The sequence below is a fragment of the Abiotrophia sp. genome (genome assembly GCF_057275535.1).
The window spans coordinates 1-16,754 of record NZ_DBHIRJ010000009.1; the positions used below are offsets into that span (position 1 = coordinate 1).

At 44.9% G+C, this 16,754-nt stretch carries 10 protein-coding genes; 8 read left to right on the plus strand and 2 right to left on the minus strand.

What is annotated here, in order from left to right; all coding sequences use genetic code 11:
* Positions 1-131: 131 nt before the first annotated feature.
* Positions 132-734 carry a recombinase family protein gene (locus ACO53F_RS07765; protein ID WP_485137973.1) on the minus strand — a complete coding sequence of 201 codons (603 nt, stop codon included), beginning with the start codon at positions 732-734 and terminating at the stop codon, positions 132-134.
* Positions 735-851: 117 nt separating this feature from the next.
* Between ACO53F_RS07765 and ACO53F_RS07770 the strand changes: the two genes are divergently transcribed.
* From ACO53F_RS07770 to ACO53F_RS07780, 3 genes are all read left to right on the plus strand, one after another.
* Positions 852-1,538 (plus strand): methylase, encoded by a 687-nt coding sequence (locus ACO53F_RS07770; protein WP_485137974.1) that lies wholly within the window; start codon positions 852-854, stop codon positions 1,536-1,538.
* Positions 1,539-1,546: 8 nt separating this feature from the next.
* Positions 1,547-5,941, plus strand: a complete 4,395-nt coding sequence (locus ACO53F_RS07775) for an Eco57I restriction-modification methylase domain-containing protein (RefSeq protein WP_485138028.1) — start codon at positions 1,547-1,549, stop codon at positions 5,939-5,941.
* Positions 5,942-6,225: 284 nt separating this feature from the next.
* Positions 6,226-6,330, plus strand: a complete 105-nt coding sequence (locus ACO53F_RS07780) for a putative holin-like toxin (protein WP_246269769.1) — start codon at positions 6,226-6,228, stop codon at positions 6,328-6,330.
* Positions 6,331-6,778: 448 nt separating this feature from the next.
* Here ACO53F_RS07780 and ACO53F_RS07785 read toward each other — a convergent pair whose 3' ends face one another.
* Positions 6,779-7,627, minus strand: coding sequence for an AraC family transcriptional regulator (locus ACO53F_RS07785; protein ID WP_485137975.1), 849 nt, complete (start codon positions 7,625-7,627; stop codon positions 6,779-6,781).
* Between the two features lie 198 nt (positions 7,628-7,825).
* On the opposite strand from ACO53F_RS07785, the gene ACO53F_RS07790 reads away from it, so the two are divergent.
* The 5 genes from ACO53F_RS07790 (at position 7,826) to ACO53F_RS07810 (ending at position 16,754) form a co-directional block, all read left to right on the plus strand.
* The gene (locus tag ACO53F_RS07790) at positions 7,826-9,106 is read left to right on the plus strand and encodes an ABC transporter substrate-binding protein (RefSeq protein ID WP_485137976.1); all 1,281 of its coding nucleotides are present in this window, start codon (positions 7,826-7,828) and stop codon (positions 9,104-9,106) included.
* Positions 9,107-9,173: 67 nt separating this feature from the next.
* Positions 9,174-10,061 (plus strand): carbohydrate ABC transporter permease, encoded by an 888-nt coding sequence (locus ACO53F_RS07795; protein ID WP_023392437.1) that lies wholly within the window; start codon positions 9,174-9,176, stop codon positions 10,059-10,061.
* A complete protein-coding gene (locus ACO53F_RS07800; RefSeq protein WP_485137977.1) occupies positions 10,048-10,872 on the plus strand; it encodes a carbohydrate ABC transporter permease in 825 nt (274 codons plus the stop codon). The genes ACO53F_RS07795 and ACO53F_RS07800 overlap by 14 nt, the downstream gene beginning before the upstream one ends.
* A 17-nt stretch (positions 10,873-10,889) precedes the next feature.
* A complete protein-coding gene (locus ACO53F_RS07805) occupies positions 10,890-13,913 on the plus strand; it encodes a glycoside hydrolase family 2 TIM barrel-domain containing protein (protein WP_485137978.1) in 3,024 nt (1,007 codons plus the stop codon).
* A gap of 786 nt (positions 13,914-14,699) precedes the next feature.
* The gene (locus tag ACO53F_RS07810) at positions 14,700-16,754 is read left to right on the plus strand and encodes a BglG family transcription antiterminator (RefSeq protein ID WP_485137979.1); all 2,055 of its coding nucleotides are present in this window, start codon (positions 14,700-14,702) and stop codon (positions 16,752-16,754) included.

A 16,754-nucleotide genomic window follows, 5' to 3' on the forward strand; every position in this document is an offset into this window, starting at 1 on the left:
TTACGCCACCGCCTTGTCTGAGCTAAGGGTCCGAGAAACCGAGGTTTTTCGGACTCTTTTTTTATCGTTTAATGAAGGCGGTTTTAGTCGCCTTCTCACAAGACTTATTATACCATTTTTTGGACTTTCTGCTAGAGGCTAAGATTGCCTTTTTTTAGTTGGTTTAGGTAATAGTAAAACTTAGATTTTTTAACCTGGGTCAGTTGAAGAATCTCTTGGATAGACAATTGATTTTGCGGACGATTTAGATATAGCTCTAGTGCCCTTTCAATTCGGTCATAGTGTTCTCGTGGTCGGCCTAACTTAATACCATTCAGTCTTGCTTTCTCAATTCCTGCCCCTGTACGTTCGATAATCAAGTCACGTTCAAATTGAGCAAATGCCCCTAATATGTTGAACATCAGCAAGCTTAAGGGACTTGGCTTTTCGTGAGCTTCGAAGATCAAATTGTCTTGTAAAAACCTCACTTGAACACCTTTACTGTTGAGAGTAGTCACTATTTGATTAAGGTCGATAATGCTACGTGCTAGTCGGTCAATTTTGGTAACAACCACCTCATCTCCGCGCTGTGCTATCTCCAAAAGATTCTGCAAAGCTTCCCGATTCTCAGTTGTAGTGCCACTTGTCTTGTCGACGAATATTTCGCAGACGCCGTAGTGCCGCAGTTCCTCATATTGGATATCCGTTTTCTGCTGAGCAGTCGATACTCGTACATAGCCATATTTCTTTGTCATTTTCATACTCCTTTTTGCACTCATCTAGTGAGTAGTGCTGGCTTCACCATAGCATAGGTCACCCCTAGTCCGAAAAACCTCGGGTTTGTGGACTGGGAATGGGAGCTGGGTGAGTGCATGTCAGAGGGATTAATAAAAAGTAAGAAACGCGTTCAGCAGCATGGGGAAGTCTTTACTCCTGCTTGGATGGTGAAGAAGATGCTAGATACTCCAGGTATCAAAGAATCCTGTGAAAATATTTATGCTACTTTTCTAGAGCCAGCTGCAGGAGATGGCAACTTCCTCTTAGCAATTCTAGAACGGAAGCTGAAGGCTGTAACAGAGCAGTATGATAAACGTAATTGGAAGACCAAGGCACTGGTAGCTCTAGCCTCAATTTATGGCATCGAGTATCTTGCAGACAATCTTGATGTAGCACGCTCGAGGATGTTTAATTACTATCTCGATTGGTATGAAGAGGCTTTTGGTGAGCGACTCAATAGTCAGACCAATATCTACAAATCGGCGAATTATATCATCCACAAGAATATTGTAAGAGGGAATACCTTAACCAAACGCCACCCCATAACTGAAGAGCCAATTCGAATGATTGAATGGCAGAAAGTTCCGGGATATCCGAGCAAAGTTCGAGCTGTTCCTTTTGCCTTTGCTGAATTATTCGGTGAAGAAGTGGAAGAGGAGAAAAAACTTGTAATGGAACAACTTAGCCTCTTTGAATGGGAGGATGAAGTTGCTAGCGAGCCAGAGGTTGAAAAAGTCATAACAGAAATTGAAATACAAAAAGTATACTTATTGGGGGATTAAGGATGAGTGTGGTTTCAAATTTTGATTTTTTAAGTGTCGATTTAGATACAGCAGAATTGTATGCAACTATTAATATGGCGGAAGAAAACTACGCTCAGAGAGACTATGAAGGGACCTTGACCAAAGTCCGTAAAGTCGCGGAAAATACAGCCAAGTTATTTGCAGACCGTGCCTACATTGAATTGGGGGAACGGGATAATTTCAATGAGATTCTTCGGAAAATTAAGTACTCGATTAATGATAAACATGTTGTGGATTATTTTTACGAGATCAAAGGGAAGGGCAATAATTCTGCCCATGTTCTAAACCCCTCTGACGCCACGCAAGAGAATGCGCTTAGAGCCTTAGAGCATATGTTCTATATCTTAGTCTGGTTCGTTATTAACTATATTGACGATGAAATTCAGGCTAATTTATTCGATGAATTTTTAGAACCTAAAGCTCAAGCCCTCTACAAAACGGCTGAGCGGAAATTTATCTATGTTCAGACAGTTGACAATGCGAGTGGCCAATTTCCTGCTTTTGATGGGACTTACAAAGTTGGCGAAGGAACCGTTCCAGAAGACGAAGTCGAAGGAGACTGGAGTCCGAATAGTAGTTTCTTACGGAAGTTAGCTCCTAAACGAATTAAACAATACATGAAGACCTCAGGTCTGCCTTTTATGTTGGGATGGGTTGAACTAGCCTATCGCAAATCAGACAAGACCTGGTTTCATGATTATGATGTCCATAATGTATTGAGACGTTCCGGAATTAAGCATGCAGAATTGCTAGAAGGCAATGAGTGGTTTGATACGGATTTGGAGACAGCCAAATCAGCTATTCAAGCTGTAAAGGATGGTCGTGAATATATCAATGAGTCGGTAGAAGAGAAGACGGCGGTCGTTTTACGTCCAGAACAAGAAGAAGCAGTAGCAAAGACGCGTCAAGCCTTCAAGACTAAGAATACAATGCTCTGGAATGCTAAAATGCGCTTTGGTAAGACGTTAACGGCTCTTCAGTTGGTCAAAGAAGAGGGCTTCCAAAACGTACTGATTATGACGCATCGTCCCGTTGTGTCAGATTCTTGGTTCGAGGACTTTAAGAAAATGATGATGAGCCAAGAAGGTTATGAATATGGTTCAGTGAGCCAAGGCGCCTCGCTTGAATCGCTCAAAAAGGGAAACAAGCCTTTTGTTTATTTTGCTTCCATTCAACTCTTACGTCATAATAATGCGCAAACGAACTTGAGCCAGTTTGCTGAGGTAGACTGGGATCTCATTCTGATTGATGAAGCGCATGAAGGCACTCAGACTCAACTAAGTGAGCTTGTAATGGAGCAGCTAGTTAAAGGTAAAACCAAAGTTCTGGAGCTTTCTGGTACCCCCTTTAACCTCTTGGATAAATTTGAAGAAGATCAAGTTTATACCTGGGACTATACCATGGAACAGACGGCTAAACTTAAGTGGGCGCTCGAGAAACCAAATGAACCCAATCCCTACGAGAAGTTACCGAAGGTCTCTATGTATACCTTCGAGATGAAGAACAAGAAATTTTTAGACGAACGGAAATCTTTTAATTTCAGGGAATTCTTCCGTACAGATGACTCAGGTTGCCTAGTCCATAAGCAAGAGGTTCGAGCCTTTCTTGATAATATTACCAATCCTGATAGCCGAACGAACTATCCTTTCTCAACTAAGGCCTACCGAGAAGAATTGCGGCACACACTCTGGTTATTGCCAGGTGTTAAGGAGGCCAACGCCTTAGAAAACCTTATGAAGCAGCATCCAATTTTTGGTAAGGAGTACCAAATTGTCAATGTAGTACGAGGAAGCGAACGGGATAGTGACGATGGTGTCGCCAATGAGGCGGACTTAGAGAAAGTTCGCAAGGTGATAACAGAGGATCCCTCTCAGACAAAGACCATAACCCTAACGGTTCGTAAGTTAACGACTGGCGTCAATATTCCTGAATGGACGGCCGTTATATTTTTATCCAATACTAACTCTGCTATGAACTATCTACAAGCTGCTTTTCGTGCTCAGACGCCATTTGCTCATGAAAAATTAGGGATGAAGAAGCATTGCTATATCTTTGATTTTGCGCCAGATCGGGCGCTGACCGTGATGGCTGAGAGTGCGCAGATTAATTCTGGTGTGGGTAAGAAAAATACTCATCAGCAGAAGAAAGCCATGTCCCACCTCTTGAATTTCTTGCCAATTCTTGGTCAATCAGACAATGGCATGAAGACTTATGATGTTGATCGCATGTTAACTCAATTGAAGAAGGTCTATGCGGAGAAAGCCGTACGATCTGGCTTTGAAGACGACAGTCTCTATAATGATAAGCTTCTAACCTTAACAGAGGGCGATGCCAAGTTGTTCCAAGACTTGAACGCGATTGTCGGTAAAACGAGCAAACAGAAAACACCTAAAACGATTACTGTGAATGACAATGGTTTGACCGATGAAGAATACGAGAAGGGTGAGAAGGGCAAGAAAAAGAAAAAACGAGACCGCACCCCTGAAGAGCAAGAAGCAATTGAGAAGATTAAGAAGGCTAAGCAACAGCGCAAGACCATGATTTCGATCTTGCGAGGGGTATCAACTAAGATTCCTCTCATGATTTATGGGATGGATGTCGATATTCAAGAGGATATCTCGATTGAGGAATTCGTCAAGCAGGTGGATGATAAGTCTTGGAAGGAGTTTATGCCTAAGGGCTTTACTAAGGAGCTGTTCCATGATATCGCGCAATTCTATGATGCGGAAGTCTTCGTGGAAGCAGGTCGAATTATTCGACACCGCGCCAAAGAGCTAGACGAGCTGGACTTTATTGAACGTGCAGAGCGGATTGCTGAATTATTTGGCAGTTTCAAGAACCCTGACAAGGAAACCGTCCTCACCCCGTGGCGTGTTGTCAACATGCAAATTGCCAAGGGGATTGGTGGCTTGAACTTCTACGATGATGATTTCCATGCGATGACGGATGGCGGAAGACCTAACCTACATTGGGTAGAGCGTGAAGTAACTAAGGAAATCTACCACCCAGATACCAAGATTATTGATATAAACTCTAAGACAGGCCTATATCCCTTGCATGCTGCGATGAGCTTATACTATCAGGCCATGTTAGCCAATGAAGACAAGCGATTTATTGATAGACAAGTCTATCAGTCGATTCTAATGAAAAATATCTATGTCATTGCCCAAACTCCAATGGCCAAAACCATTACGGAGCGGACACTAGCAGGATACAGAGGTTATAAGACGAATGTGGTTTATATTCCGGGGCTAACGGACGTCCTAAAGCAGGATATAGACAAGGGTAAAGAAAAAGTAGAGGAGGCGTTTGGTCACGTGAAATTTGATGTTGTGGTGGGGAATCCACCGTATCAGGAAGGTACAACAAATGAGCTGATGCGTTCAGGGCAACAACAGCGAGTAAGAAATGTCTTCCAAGATTTTCAATTACTTGCTGATTCGGTTTCGAAGAAGTATTCGTGCTTAATTTACCCAGGAGGGAGATGGATTCATCGTTCTGGGAAAGGGATGGTCGAGTTTGGGAAAAGCCAAATTAATAGCTCAAGTTTAGCTAAGCTAATATATTATCCTCAAGCAAATGAAATTTTTAAAGATGTCGCTATTGCTGATGGAATATCAATAGTAATCAAAGACTACAAGAAAGATACTAATGAATTCATTTATGTTTACTCAGTTGGAGGGAAGGATGAAGAACTAGTGATGTATTCCCCAGGAGATAGATTAATTATATTAGATCCAAAAAATACACGGATAGTTAATAAAATAGAGAAATTTATTAGTGATAACAATTTATCAATTATAGCGGATAGTAGTGTAATTAATCAAAAACTATTTCAGATAGAAAGCGACTTTGTCGAGAAAAACCCGCATAAAGTTAGCCTATATAATGGACAGAAAATTAATTATGAACAGAAAATCAAGCTACTAGTTAATGATAAAGCCGGAAAAACTGGACGAGCTACCTGGTTTGTTGCTGACCGAGATTCTATTAAGGTGAATGTTGAGTTGATTGATAAATGGAAAGTGGTAGTTTCTAGTGCTAATGCCGGAGGTCAGAAGCGTGATAACCAACTGGAGGTTTTAGATAATCACTCAGCATTTGGGCGATCAAGGATTGCTCTCAAAGTGTTTGATACTAAAGACGAGGCGCAAAATTTTTATAAGTATATGAAGAGCTACGTAATTAGATTTACTTTCTTAATGACAGATGAATCGTTATCGTCCTTGGGTAAAGTTGTTCCTGACTTAGGAGATTATTCGGATTTTAATATGCTGGTTGATTTTACTAAAGATATTGATGAGCAATTGATAAAACTATTAGGGCTTTCCAATGAAGAATTTCAATACCTAGTAAAATATGTAGATAACTTTAAGAAATAACCTAGTCACGCCCTATTTAATAGATAATCCTACCTACCCATAAGTAGGATACTTTGTTTAACGATACATGATTTTAAGATAAATTAAATTACTCGTTGTAGAGACGCAAGCAAGGACGGAGTCTCTACGGGATGGGAACAAAAATTCCTGTCCCCCTCCATAATCCCTTCAATAGGCGTATAATAGAGATTGTAGAGAAGTGAAGACGGTGGTGACTCCCACTCAGGAGGAGGTGGTGCCCTATGTGCATCCATCAAAATCTAGAGGGAAGGAGGACACTGAATTTGTCAGCTGAAGCTGTGGTAAGGCTTATCTTGGAATTTGGCACCTTTGTCATTGCCTTGATTGGGCTCTGCCACAAACTTTTCAATAAACACGACAAAAAATAGCCGTCCCCACTTTGACACGCGGGACGGCTATTTTTAGTCATCTTGGCATCACCGTCTTATACGGCTCTGCATGGGAGTCGAGTTCGCCCTCGACTCCTTCTATGTTTATTATACTGTACAGGTTTGGAAGAAGTCAAATCTCTTTCTCGGGAAAGAAAGCTTTGCTCCTTTCTTTAAGAATGCTTTTGGTTAGGGCTTAAAATTCCCTCTGTTAATTCTCCTAGATTTAGGTTAAAATTAAAGTAAGTCATAATAATCTCCTCTTTCAATGTTGTCGGACAACTACATTGTACTAGAGATTACCTGGCTTTTTTTTGCGTATTTTTAAGGGAACATTTTTTTCTGAGCCAGTGGTCCACTCTTTAAAGTGGACCACTGGCTCGGCCAGGAACCTGGGAAAAGCCACCAAACCAGCTACCTCCACCTAGCCACCAAACTAGCCCAACCTTCATCCTTTCCCCATATAATCTGGTTCGCCGGCGCAGTCGCGGTAATCGCTGGGGCTGAGGCCGAAGGTTTTTTTGAAGATTTTGGAGAAGACTAGCTGATCAGAGTAGCCGACGCTAGCGGCAATGGTCTTAATAGAGTCTTGGCTTTCAACCAGGAGTTGCCTGGCCTGACGGAGGCGAGTCTCCATCAGGAATTGCTTAGGTGACTGGCGATAGTGTTGTCGAAAGAGGCGGAAGAGGGCGCTGCGGCTCATGCCAATATACTGGGCAATAGACTCAACTGTTATGGGGTGAGCATAGTTGGCGTAGATGTAGGCGGCGGCTACCTCTGCGGGCGAAGAGTTACTTTGTTGGCGGGGGGCTGACAGGCTGACTAGCTCTAGATGGGCGTGGTAGAGGAAGTCGAAGACCTTCATCATTTGCCAGTAGAAGGTATTGGCATCCTGAGTCTGGGACAGGCTATAGTGGCAGATATCTTGAATGATGGTCTGGCACTGCCCCTCATCCTGGAACTGAATACAGTGGGCATCAGCCAACTGGGTAAATTGCAGGAATTCTTCCAAACGTTGGCCACTAAAGCCAATCCAGTAGTTGCGCCAGGGTTCCTTGCCATCGGCATAGTATTTGACTTGCTGACCGCGTCTAAGAATGAAGCCTTGATTGGTAGTCAGGGGGTAACAGTGGTTGTCGACTTCTAGGCTACCTTTGCCTGAGGCAATCCAGTGAATAATGTAGGGTTGATAGACGGTGTATTGGTAGACCTGATAGGGTTCAAACTGCTGGATGCCGCACTCGTCAAACTGCAGATCCGTCAGTCCATAGTCGAAATGTTGCCATAATTGTCGCATAGGTTTCGCCTCCTTACTCCTAGTATAGCAGAGACATGTTGCAACAAAATGACATAGAGTTTAACGCTTTCACTATATCTTGTAAAACCAAAAGACTATACACTGTAAATATAAAGCGTTACCATTTCAGGTGCCTGGTTGACCAGACTCGAGGTGTGTCGGCTAAGGCGCCCAATTATTGAGGAGGATTAACGAAAGATGAAGAAGTTTACACGTATCATGATGACCTTGACGGTGCTTTTGACAACTTTTACCACGTTTCTAGTCGCTCCACGCCATACCGCACATGCTGCGGATGAGGTATCGGTCTGGGCCTGGGACCCTAAGTTTAACATTAAGGCCCTAGAAATCGCCCAAGAACTCTATCAGAAAGACCACCCAGACTTCAAACTCAATATCATTGAGAACGCACAAGACGATATTGTGCAGAAGTTGAATACCGCCCTCAGTTCTGGGGTGACCGATGGCTTACCACAAATCGTCCTGATTGAAGACTACCGGGCTAAGAGCTTCCTAGCTGCTTACCCAGATAGCTTCTTCCCGCTCTCTGATTTCTTCAAGGCAGAAGACTTCGCACCATATAAGGTGGCAGCTACTTCTATTGGCGATACCCACTATGCGGTGCCTTTTGACACTGGGGTGACTGGCCTCTATGTCCGTAAGGACCTCTTAGAACAGTCTGGCCATAAGGTGGAAGAACTACAAAACATCACTTGGGATCAACTCCAAAAGATTGGTCAAGATATCTACGATAAGACAGGGACCAAACTTCTTTCCATTGACTTCAAAGACTTAGGTCTGGTGCGGGCCATGATTAATGCTAGCGGTAGCTGGTATACGACGGAAGATGGTAAGGCACCTAACCTCAAGGACAATGAAGCCCTTAAGGAAGCCTTCCGTACCCTCAAATCCATGAATGATGCGGGCTTGCTTAATGTCCACAATGACTGGAGCCAAATGCTGCAAGCCTTCAACAAAGGAACCGTTGCGACGGTGCCACAAGGTAATTGGATTACACCATCTGTGACAGCTGAAGCTAGCCAATCTGGCCAATGGGTGGTCGTGCCTTGGCCTCGCCAAAATGTGACAGGCTCAGTCAATGCCTCTAACTTAGGTGGGTCTTCCTTCTATGTCCTCAATGTCAAGGGCAAGGAAGCAGCTGCTGATTTCCTAGGCAAGACCTTCGGATCTAGCGAAGAATTCTACCGCCGTATTATGAAGGAAGTCGGTGCCCTAGGGACCTATCAACCACTCCTTAAGACGGATGCCTATGACCAAGCGGTACCATACTTCGGTAATCAGAAGATTTATAAGGACTTTGCTGAATGGTCTACTAAGATTCCTGCCGTTAACTACGGGGAACATACTTACGCTATGGAAAGTATTGTTGTGGATGCCTTCAACCAATACCTCAATGGTGCAGACCTAGACCAAGTGCTGACTGAAGCCCAACAACAAGCAGAGAATCAAATTCAATAATGACATCCAGAGGCAACAAGGCATCCCTACAGACTTGTTGCCTCTTCTATTTAAGGAGGTAGGTAGGATGTTCAAACTCAATCACTTCGCCCGAACCAAGATTCTGGGTTGGTGCTTTATCGTGGTACCCACCCTCTTGATTGGCCTCTTTTACTTCTATCCTATGGTACAGACCTTCCTCTTGTCCCTATCGGCAGGGAAGGGTAACCAGCTCAAATTCGTCGGTCTAGCCAACTATCAACGCTTACTCAGTGACCCGGTCTTCTTGACGGCCCTCGGTAATACGCTGATTTTTCTGGTTTTCCAAGTGCCACTCATGGTCATTCTGGCCATCTTCTTCTCGGTCTTGCTCAATCAGAAAACACTCAAATGGCGGGGCGTCTTTCGGACCCTCGTCTTCCTGCCTTGTGTCACCTCCCTGGTTGCCTATTCTCTGATCTTCAAGTATTTGTTCGGAAATGAGGGCATTGTCAATCAGCTCTTGGTGAATTTACACATTGTCAGTGAACCCATTATGTGGCTATCTCATCCAGTCTGGGCGAAGGTCCTGGTCATTATTGCCATTACTTGGCGTTGGACAGGCTATAATATGATCTTTTTCCTGGCTGCCTTGCAAAATATCGACCCACAAATCTATGAAGCAGCGGATGTCGATGGGGCCTCCAAATGGCGGACCTTCTTCAGCGTGACCGTTCCCCTCTTAAGACCGGTCATTCTCTTCACTTCGATTACCTCCACCATTGGGACCTTGCAACTCTTCGACGAACCCATGAACTTGACCAAGGGTGGGCCAGGGAATGCCACCCTGACCATCTCCCAGTATATCTACAATATTAGCTTCAAGTTCACACCCGACTTCGGTTATGCGGCCGCTGTCTCCTATGCCATTGTCTTCCTGGTGGTTATCTTCTCAATTATTCAGCTAAAGGTGGGGAATCAACATGAAAAGAACTAAACATCTTGGGTCTTACCTCTTCTTGGGGGTGGCCTCTATCATCTTTGCTTTCCCCTTCTATTTCCTCTTAGTCAGTGCGACCAATACCAGTCTAGATGTTACTAACGGTCGGCTCTTGCCAAGTAATGCCCTGTGGCAGAATCTGACTAATTTATTCAGCCAGACCCAGATGCGGGGCGCCTTAATCAACTCTGCCATTGTGGCCCTCTGGCAGACAGTCCTAGCCCTCTTAGTAGGGTCAGTGGCAGGCTATGGCTTTGAAGTCTATCGCTCCCGGGCCAAGGACATTGTCTTCAATATCCTCTTGGTTTCCATGATGTTGCCATTTGCGGCCATCATTATCCCGCTCTTCCGCTTCTTCAGCCAACTGTCTTCGGTTAGTTCGGCCATTGGGATTAACTCCTATGCCTCCGTTTATCTACCTTTTGTGGCGACTGCCTTCCTCATCTTCTACTTCAGACAGAATACCAAGATGTTCTCCAAGGAATTGCTAGAAGCAGGGCGAATTGACGGCTTATCTGAGCTGGGCTGCTTCGTCCGAATCTTCATGCCGACCATGAAGAATACTTATGCCGCGGCAGGGATTATTGTCTTCATGTCTAGCTGGAACAACTATCTCTGGCCATTGATTGTCTTGCAGACGCCTGACAAACAGACCGTGCCCCTCTTAATTTCCAATTTAGGGTCCTCTTATTCGCCAGATTTCGGTCTCATGATGACGGCCATTAGTATCGCGACCCTGCCAACCATTGCGATTTTCTTCATCCTACAACGTCACTTCGTTGCAGGTATGTTAGGTTCTGTCAAATAAGGGAAAGGAGCTCAAGCATGTTAATCCATCCATATTTTGAAGACCCTCAATTAGTCAGTGTAGGGGCCCTAGACCAAAGGGCTTATACCATTCCTTATGCTAGTTTGGACCAGGCTAAGCAAGCCAGCAATCGACGGGACTCTACCGCCTATCTTGACCTGAATGGCATCTGGAACTTTAAGTATTTCCCTAATGTGCGGACGATTGAGGCCCCTTACTGGGAGCAAGCTCAAGGCTTGGACTGGGACCAAATTCCGGTGCCCAGCTGTTGGCAAATGCAGGGCTACGACCAAATTCAATACTCCAACACAGAATTCCCGATTCCCTATGATCCACCCTATGTGCCTTATGATAATCCGGCGGGACTCTATCAACGTCAGCTTGACTTAGCAGATTGGACTGAAACGACTAGCTATGAACTAGTCTTTGAAGGGGTAGACTCGGCCTTCTATGTATGGGTCAATGGCCATTTTGTGGGCTATGACCAAATATCCCATTCGACTTCTATCTTCGATATCAGCGACTATCTGGTAGCCGGCAGCAACCGTCTAAGCGTCTTAGTGCTTAAGTGGTCCGACGGGACCTATCTAGAAGACCAGGACAAGTTCCGTAATAGTGGGATTTTCCGCGATGTTTACTTACTTAAGCGGCAGCAGGCACGTATGCTAGATTTCAGCCTCACGACTCAGCTATCCCCTGATAGTCAGACTGGCTACTTAGGCTTGTCTGTCGCGGCCACAGTGGGCTTGGCGCAAGGTCACTATGAGCTCTATGCCCCTGATGGAGGCTTAGTGGGAGAGGGGAGTCTGCCCCTAGGACAGCGAGACTGTCAAATCGAAATTCCAAACCCTCAGATCTGGTCCTCAGAGGCACCACATCTCTACAGCCTTTACTGGCAGGTAGGGGAGGAGTACTACCGCCACAAGGTAGGGGTTCGTCAGCTAGCTATCCAAGACAATTGCCTATATATCAATCATCAGCCAGTTAAGCTCTTGGGTGTCAACCATCATGACTCTTGGCCGGATACAGGGGCAACGGTGACCTTGGAACGTCAGCGCCAAGACTTGATTTTGATGAAGGGCCTGAACTTTAATGCTGTGCGAACAGCCCACTATCCCAAGTCACCAGAATTCTATGAGCTCTGTGATGAGCTTGGTTTCTATGTCATTAGCGAGACGGACTTAGAATGTCATGGGGTCGTGGATCTCTATGGCATGGGCGGGAACGACAACTATAACCTACTAGCCTACGATGAACGCTTCAAGCAGGCCTGTCTCGCGCGCATGATAGCCAATGTTCGAGCCCTCAAGAACTTCAGCTCCATTATTATGTGGTCGGCCGGGAATGAGTCCGGCTATGGCCCTAACATTGAAGCCATGTTGAAGGCTGCCAGACAGGAAGATCCAAGGCGGCCGCTCCACTATGAAGCCTACTGGTATCACAAGCCTGATGTCACCTATGACACCCAGTATCTGGATGTTTGGAGCCGTATGTATCCTAGCGTCGAAGAAATCGAGGCCACCTATTTCCATGAAGGGGGCGCCTATGCGCCACTGGACCGGCCTTTTATCCTCTGTGAATATGCGCATGCCATGGGGAATGGGCCAGGCGATTTGGCTCATTACTATGACTGTATGATGCGCCATCCTGAATTTATTGGGGCCTTTGTCTGGGAGTGGGCGGACCACGCCATCGAACTCCAAGGCGTGACTAATCAAGGTGCTTGGAACCAAGGCCTGCCAGTTTACCGTTATGGTGGGGATCATGGTGAGTACCCTCATGCTGGCAACTTCTGTATGGATGGCCTGATGTATCCGGATCGTCGGCCACATACCGGGGCCCTGGAATACGCTCAAATCCATCGGCCAGTTCGCTTGGTAGATAGTGATCTAGAGAGAGGGTGTCTGACCTTCTGTCATCACTACCACTTCACCAAGCTAGAAGACCAGGTCATCCTGGAGATGATTCCTTATGACCTAGCCGGTCAGCCCCTAGTTGGGGTGACGGTCACTGACTGGCAGGCTGAGCCAGGCCAAGAAGCGACCGTCTTCCTGCCTAAGGACTGGGATTTAATGCAAATGTCCCATATTCGCCTGCGCTATCTGCGCCAAGGAGACGACGTTTGCCTGGGCCAAGACCAAGTGCGCCTGCGGGACATTGAATGGCCACAAGCTAAATGTCTAGGTCAAGAGCCTGAGACGCCTTGGCTGACCGAGACCCTAAGGGATTTCACCATGCATTGGCGAGATCAGGCAGTGACCTTCAGTAAGGCCAATGCCGCCCCAAGCTCATGGCAGTTTGGCCAAGAAGAAATCTTAGCAAGCCCGGGTGACTGGACCATCTGGCGAGCGCCAACGGATAATGACCGCGTGATTGTGACAGAGTGGCGCCAGGCCAACTATGACCACAGCCAGGTTCGGGTGCACAGCCTGAGGGCTGAGACCATCAATCATCAAGTATGCCTGCACTTTGAAGCTGTTATTGCAGGAGTTGGCCGTCAGTCAGCCCTTAGTTTCCAAGGTCATTGGTGCCTAGATCAAGAGGGTCGACTGAAGTTAAGCCTGGAAGGGCAACGACCTAAGGAAATGGTGGAGTTGCCACGCTTTGGCTTAGTCCTACCGATGGTGGATGCAGACCGAGTTTCCTATATTGGTTATGGACCTTATGAGAATTATGTGGACAAGCATCACAGTAGTTATTGGGGCTACTTCGAACAGTCTGCCCAAGACTTGTACGAACCTTATGTAACCCCGCAAGAGAATGGCGCCCACCAAGTGTCCAAGCTAGCAGTCCAGCAAGGATCGTTGGCGCTGAGTGTGGCTTCGTCTCATTCCCTATCCTTCAACCTCTCGCCATATTCAACACGCCAACTAAGTCAGGCGCGCCATCGAGACGAGCTAGTGGAAGAGGGCGTCTATTACCTCCATCTAGACTATAGACAGGCTGGTATTGGCTCCAACTCCTGTGGCCCACGCCTCCTACCGGAACACCGCTTTGATGAATCAAGCTTTAAACTAGATTGGACTTTTGAGTTAAGATAAAGAAGGTAGGCAACCACCCGTATAGCGCGGGTGGTTTTTTGGTGTAAAAAGGGGCGCCACGTCGTGTTGGAAGGCAGCCATGTCGCGATGGAGGTCCAACACGACGTGGCAGGGGAAGGAAGTGGGGAATTTGAGGTAAAAAGAGATGAAAAACGTGAGCCACGTCGTATTGGAAGGCAGCCATGTCGCGATGGAGGTCCAACACGACGTGGCACGGCAAGGAAGCGAGTATTTTGAGTCAAAAAGGGCGAAAAAGCGTGAGCCACGTCGTATTGGGAGGTAGTGATGTCGCGATGGAGGTCCAACACGACGTGGCTCGGTAAGGAAGCGAGTATTTTGAGGCAAAAAGGGAGAAAAAACGTGAGCTACGTCGTATTGGAAGGCAGCCATGTCGTGTTGGAGGTCCAACGCGACGTGGCTCAGAATGTAAGCTAGGTTTAAGCTGAAGATATTGCAGGGCATATTTTAAGGCACTGTTAACATATTTAGGCCGCTAACTCAATCTCCCACTGTTAATTATTCAACTTTTAGGTTAAAATTAAGATAAGTCAGATTAATCTCCACTTTCAATGTTTTCGGACCATTACATTGTGCTAGGGATTATCTGGCTTTTTCTGTTTACACACATACAGGGCATTTTTGGCTTAAAAATAAGACGAGACATACCCCTAAATGAAAGGGGATACACTGAGCACAATTTGCTGTTCTAGCCTGCGCATGAGATTGTGCTCAAAGGCTGTTTAAGGCAAGAGAAAGCCTAAGTATAATAGAGATAGGAGGGAGAACGTGTTTACAAATGAGCTCATAAAGAAATACCAATTTTTCCTGAATTATGATAATTCTTCAATTGGGGAGTTAGAGAATTTGTCCAATAGTAGCAGGAGAACCATCCTTTCAGATATTCTGAGAATCAATGAAGCGCTGAGTCACTTATTGCTTCCAAACATAAGAATTGAGAATGACCTAATTAGAGTACCTGCTATTTCAAGCGGCGAGCTACTAGGTCATGTAGATATAAGCAGTAGATCCTATATCTTTCAACATGAACGGCTAGATATGATTATTCTTTATTTGCTATTGTATCCAGACTACATATCCAACTATCATTTGCAAGACTTATTACGAATGAGCAAAAACTCAGTGGTAGCCGATTTGAAAGATATTCGGGAATTGCTAAAAAATCAATCAATCTTATTACAATACACGCGTAGTGAGGGCTATTATTTGGAAGGCACAGGAAGTCAGCTAAGGCAATTACTAGAGCGCACGATTGAGAAGTTAATGCGTCTAGAGAGTGGACGATTTATCTTAGATTATGTGCTCAAGGAATGTCGCATAGCAACTAAGGACGCAGCCATCTTCTCTCAAATCCGAATGCTGAGTGAAAAATATCAGCTTACCTTTATTTTCGAAAACGTGAAAATAGTTTCGCTCGTGATGGCTGTTCTGAATGAAATCGAGATTGAAGGTGACTATCAAGTAAAGCAAGAGTGCTACCGTAATATTAAGGAAACAGCCCTGTTGAAGCTAGTGGAGGAACTCGAAGAAGAATATCCGAAGCTGGCTAAAGAAAGAGACTATACTCTGTCGCGGCTAGCAGGATGCCTACAGGGTAACTTGGATTTAAACCCTGATCCGACTGTAGTGCTAATTATGGACGAAATTATCAAGCAAGTAAAAGCCAATACTGGCCTTGAGTTCCCGCTGGGGATTTCGTTCAGGAAGAATCTGTATGCCCACTTGTATCCGTCATATTATCGTCTCTTGTTCAATATTTCTTTGCATAATCCCTTAACCCATCAGATTAAGAGAGAATACCGTTCGCTATACGAATTAATTAGACGCAGCTTAAAACCCCTAGAAGAGATGACGGGCAAACCATTATCTAGCGACGAAATTGCCTACTTCACTATACATTTTGGTGGGTATTTACAGGCCAAAGTCAAGCATAGAGAAGGGAAGGATTTAAGGGCAATGATTGTCTGCCCCAACGGGGTTAGTACATCCTTGATACTGCAATCTGAATTGGAGAAAATATTTCCAAGGATGGAATTCCAGGCAATCTCAAGGAGTCATTTTAAGACTGTAGATAATAGGGAGAGGGATGATGTTCAAGTTATTTTTTCAACTACTCATTTAGAAAGTCAAGACAAGGTCTTCCTTGTTAAACCCTTAATGACTTCTATTGAAAAAATTCTCTTAAAACGAAGGGTGTATGAATACTTGCACCTGGAAAAAGAGGATGTGGTATCGATAGACGAATTAATGGGGATTGTGGCCAAATATACCACTATCAAGAATGAAGAAGGCTTAAAGAATGAGTTAATCCATTATCTTTTTGCTCAAAACAATCAACAATTATTAGGAGGTGATTCTTTGACTGATCTATTAAAAGAAGAATTGATTCAACAAGTAGACAGTGTGAGTAATTGGCAAGAATCCGTTGATCTTGCGGCTCAGCCACTGCTTACCCATGGCTATGTTGAAGAATCCTATATTCAGGCCATGATAGCGTCCATTAAGGAAACAGGACCTTATATTGTCTTGGCGCCTAAAGTAGCTGTACCTCATGCATCTCCTGATTCAGGTGTGCATCAACTAGGCATTAGTTTATTGCAAGTAAAAGAACCTGTCGATTTCTCTGAAGATGATGATGACGACAAGAAGGTTCAATTAATCTTTGTCTTAGCTGCAGTAGATTCAACTGCGCACCTAAGAGCCTTACAAGAGTTGGCCTTGATTTTAGACGATGAAGAGGCAATTGATTCCTTAATTGCAGCTTCTGACCCAAGGGAAATACTGGCTATTATTGATAAAATCATAGAGGAAGGAGGAGAGTAA

Bases quoted from the DNA above. Each gene is read 5' to 3' on its own strand.
- ACO53F_RS07765 (WP_485137973.1), bottom strand. From the start codon at position 734: ATGACAAAGAAATATGGCTATGTACGAGTATCGACTGCTCAGCAGAAA.
- ACO53F_RS07770 (WP_485137974.1), top strand. From the start codon at position 852: ATGTCAGAGGGATTAATAAAAAGTAAGAAACGCGTTCAGCAGCATGGG.
- ACO53F_RS07785 (WP_485137975.1), bottom strand. From the start codon at position 7,627: ATGCGACAATTATGGCAACATTTCGACTATGGACTGACGGATCTGCAG.
- ACO53F_RS07790 (WP_485137976.1), top strand. From the start codon at position 7,826: ATGAAGAAGTTTACACGTATCATGATGACCTTGACGGTGCTTTTGACA.
- ACO53F_RS07795 (WP_023392437.1), top strand. From the start codon at position 9,174: ATGTTCAAACTCAATCACTTCGCCCGAACCAAGATTCTGGGTTGGTGC.
- ACO53F_RS07800 (WP_485137977.1), top strand. From the start codon at position 10,048: ATGAAAAGAACTAAACATCTTGGGTCTTACCTCTTCTTGGGGGTGGCC.
- ACO53F_RS07805 (WP_485137978.1), top strand. From the start codon at position 10,890: ATGTTAATCCATCCATATTTTGAAGACCCTCAATTAGTCAGTGTAGGG.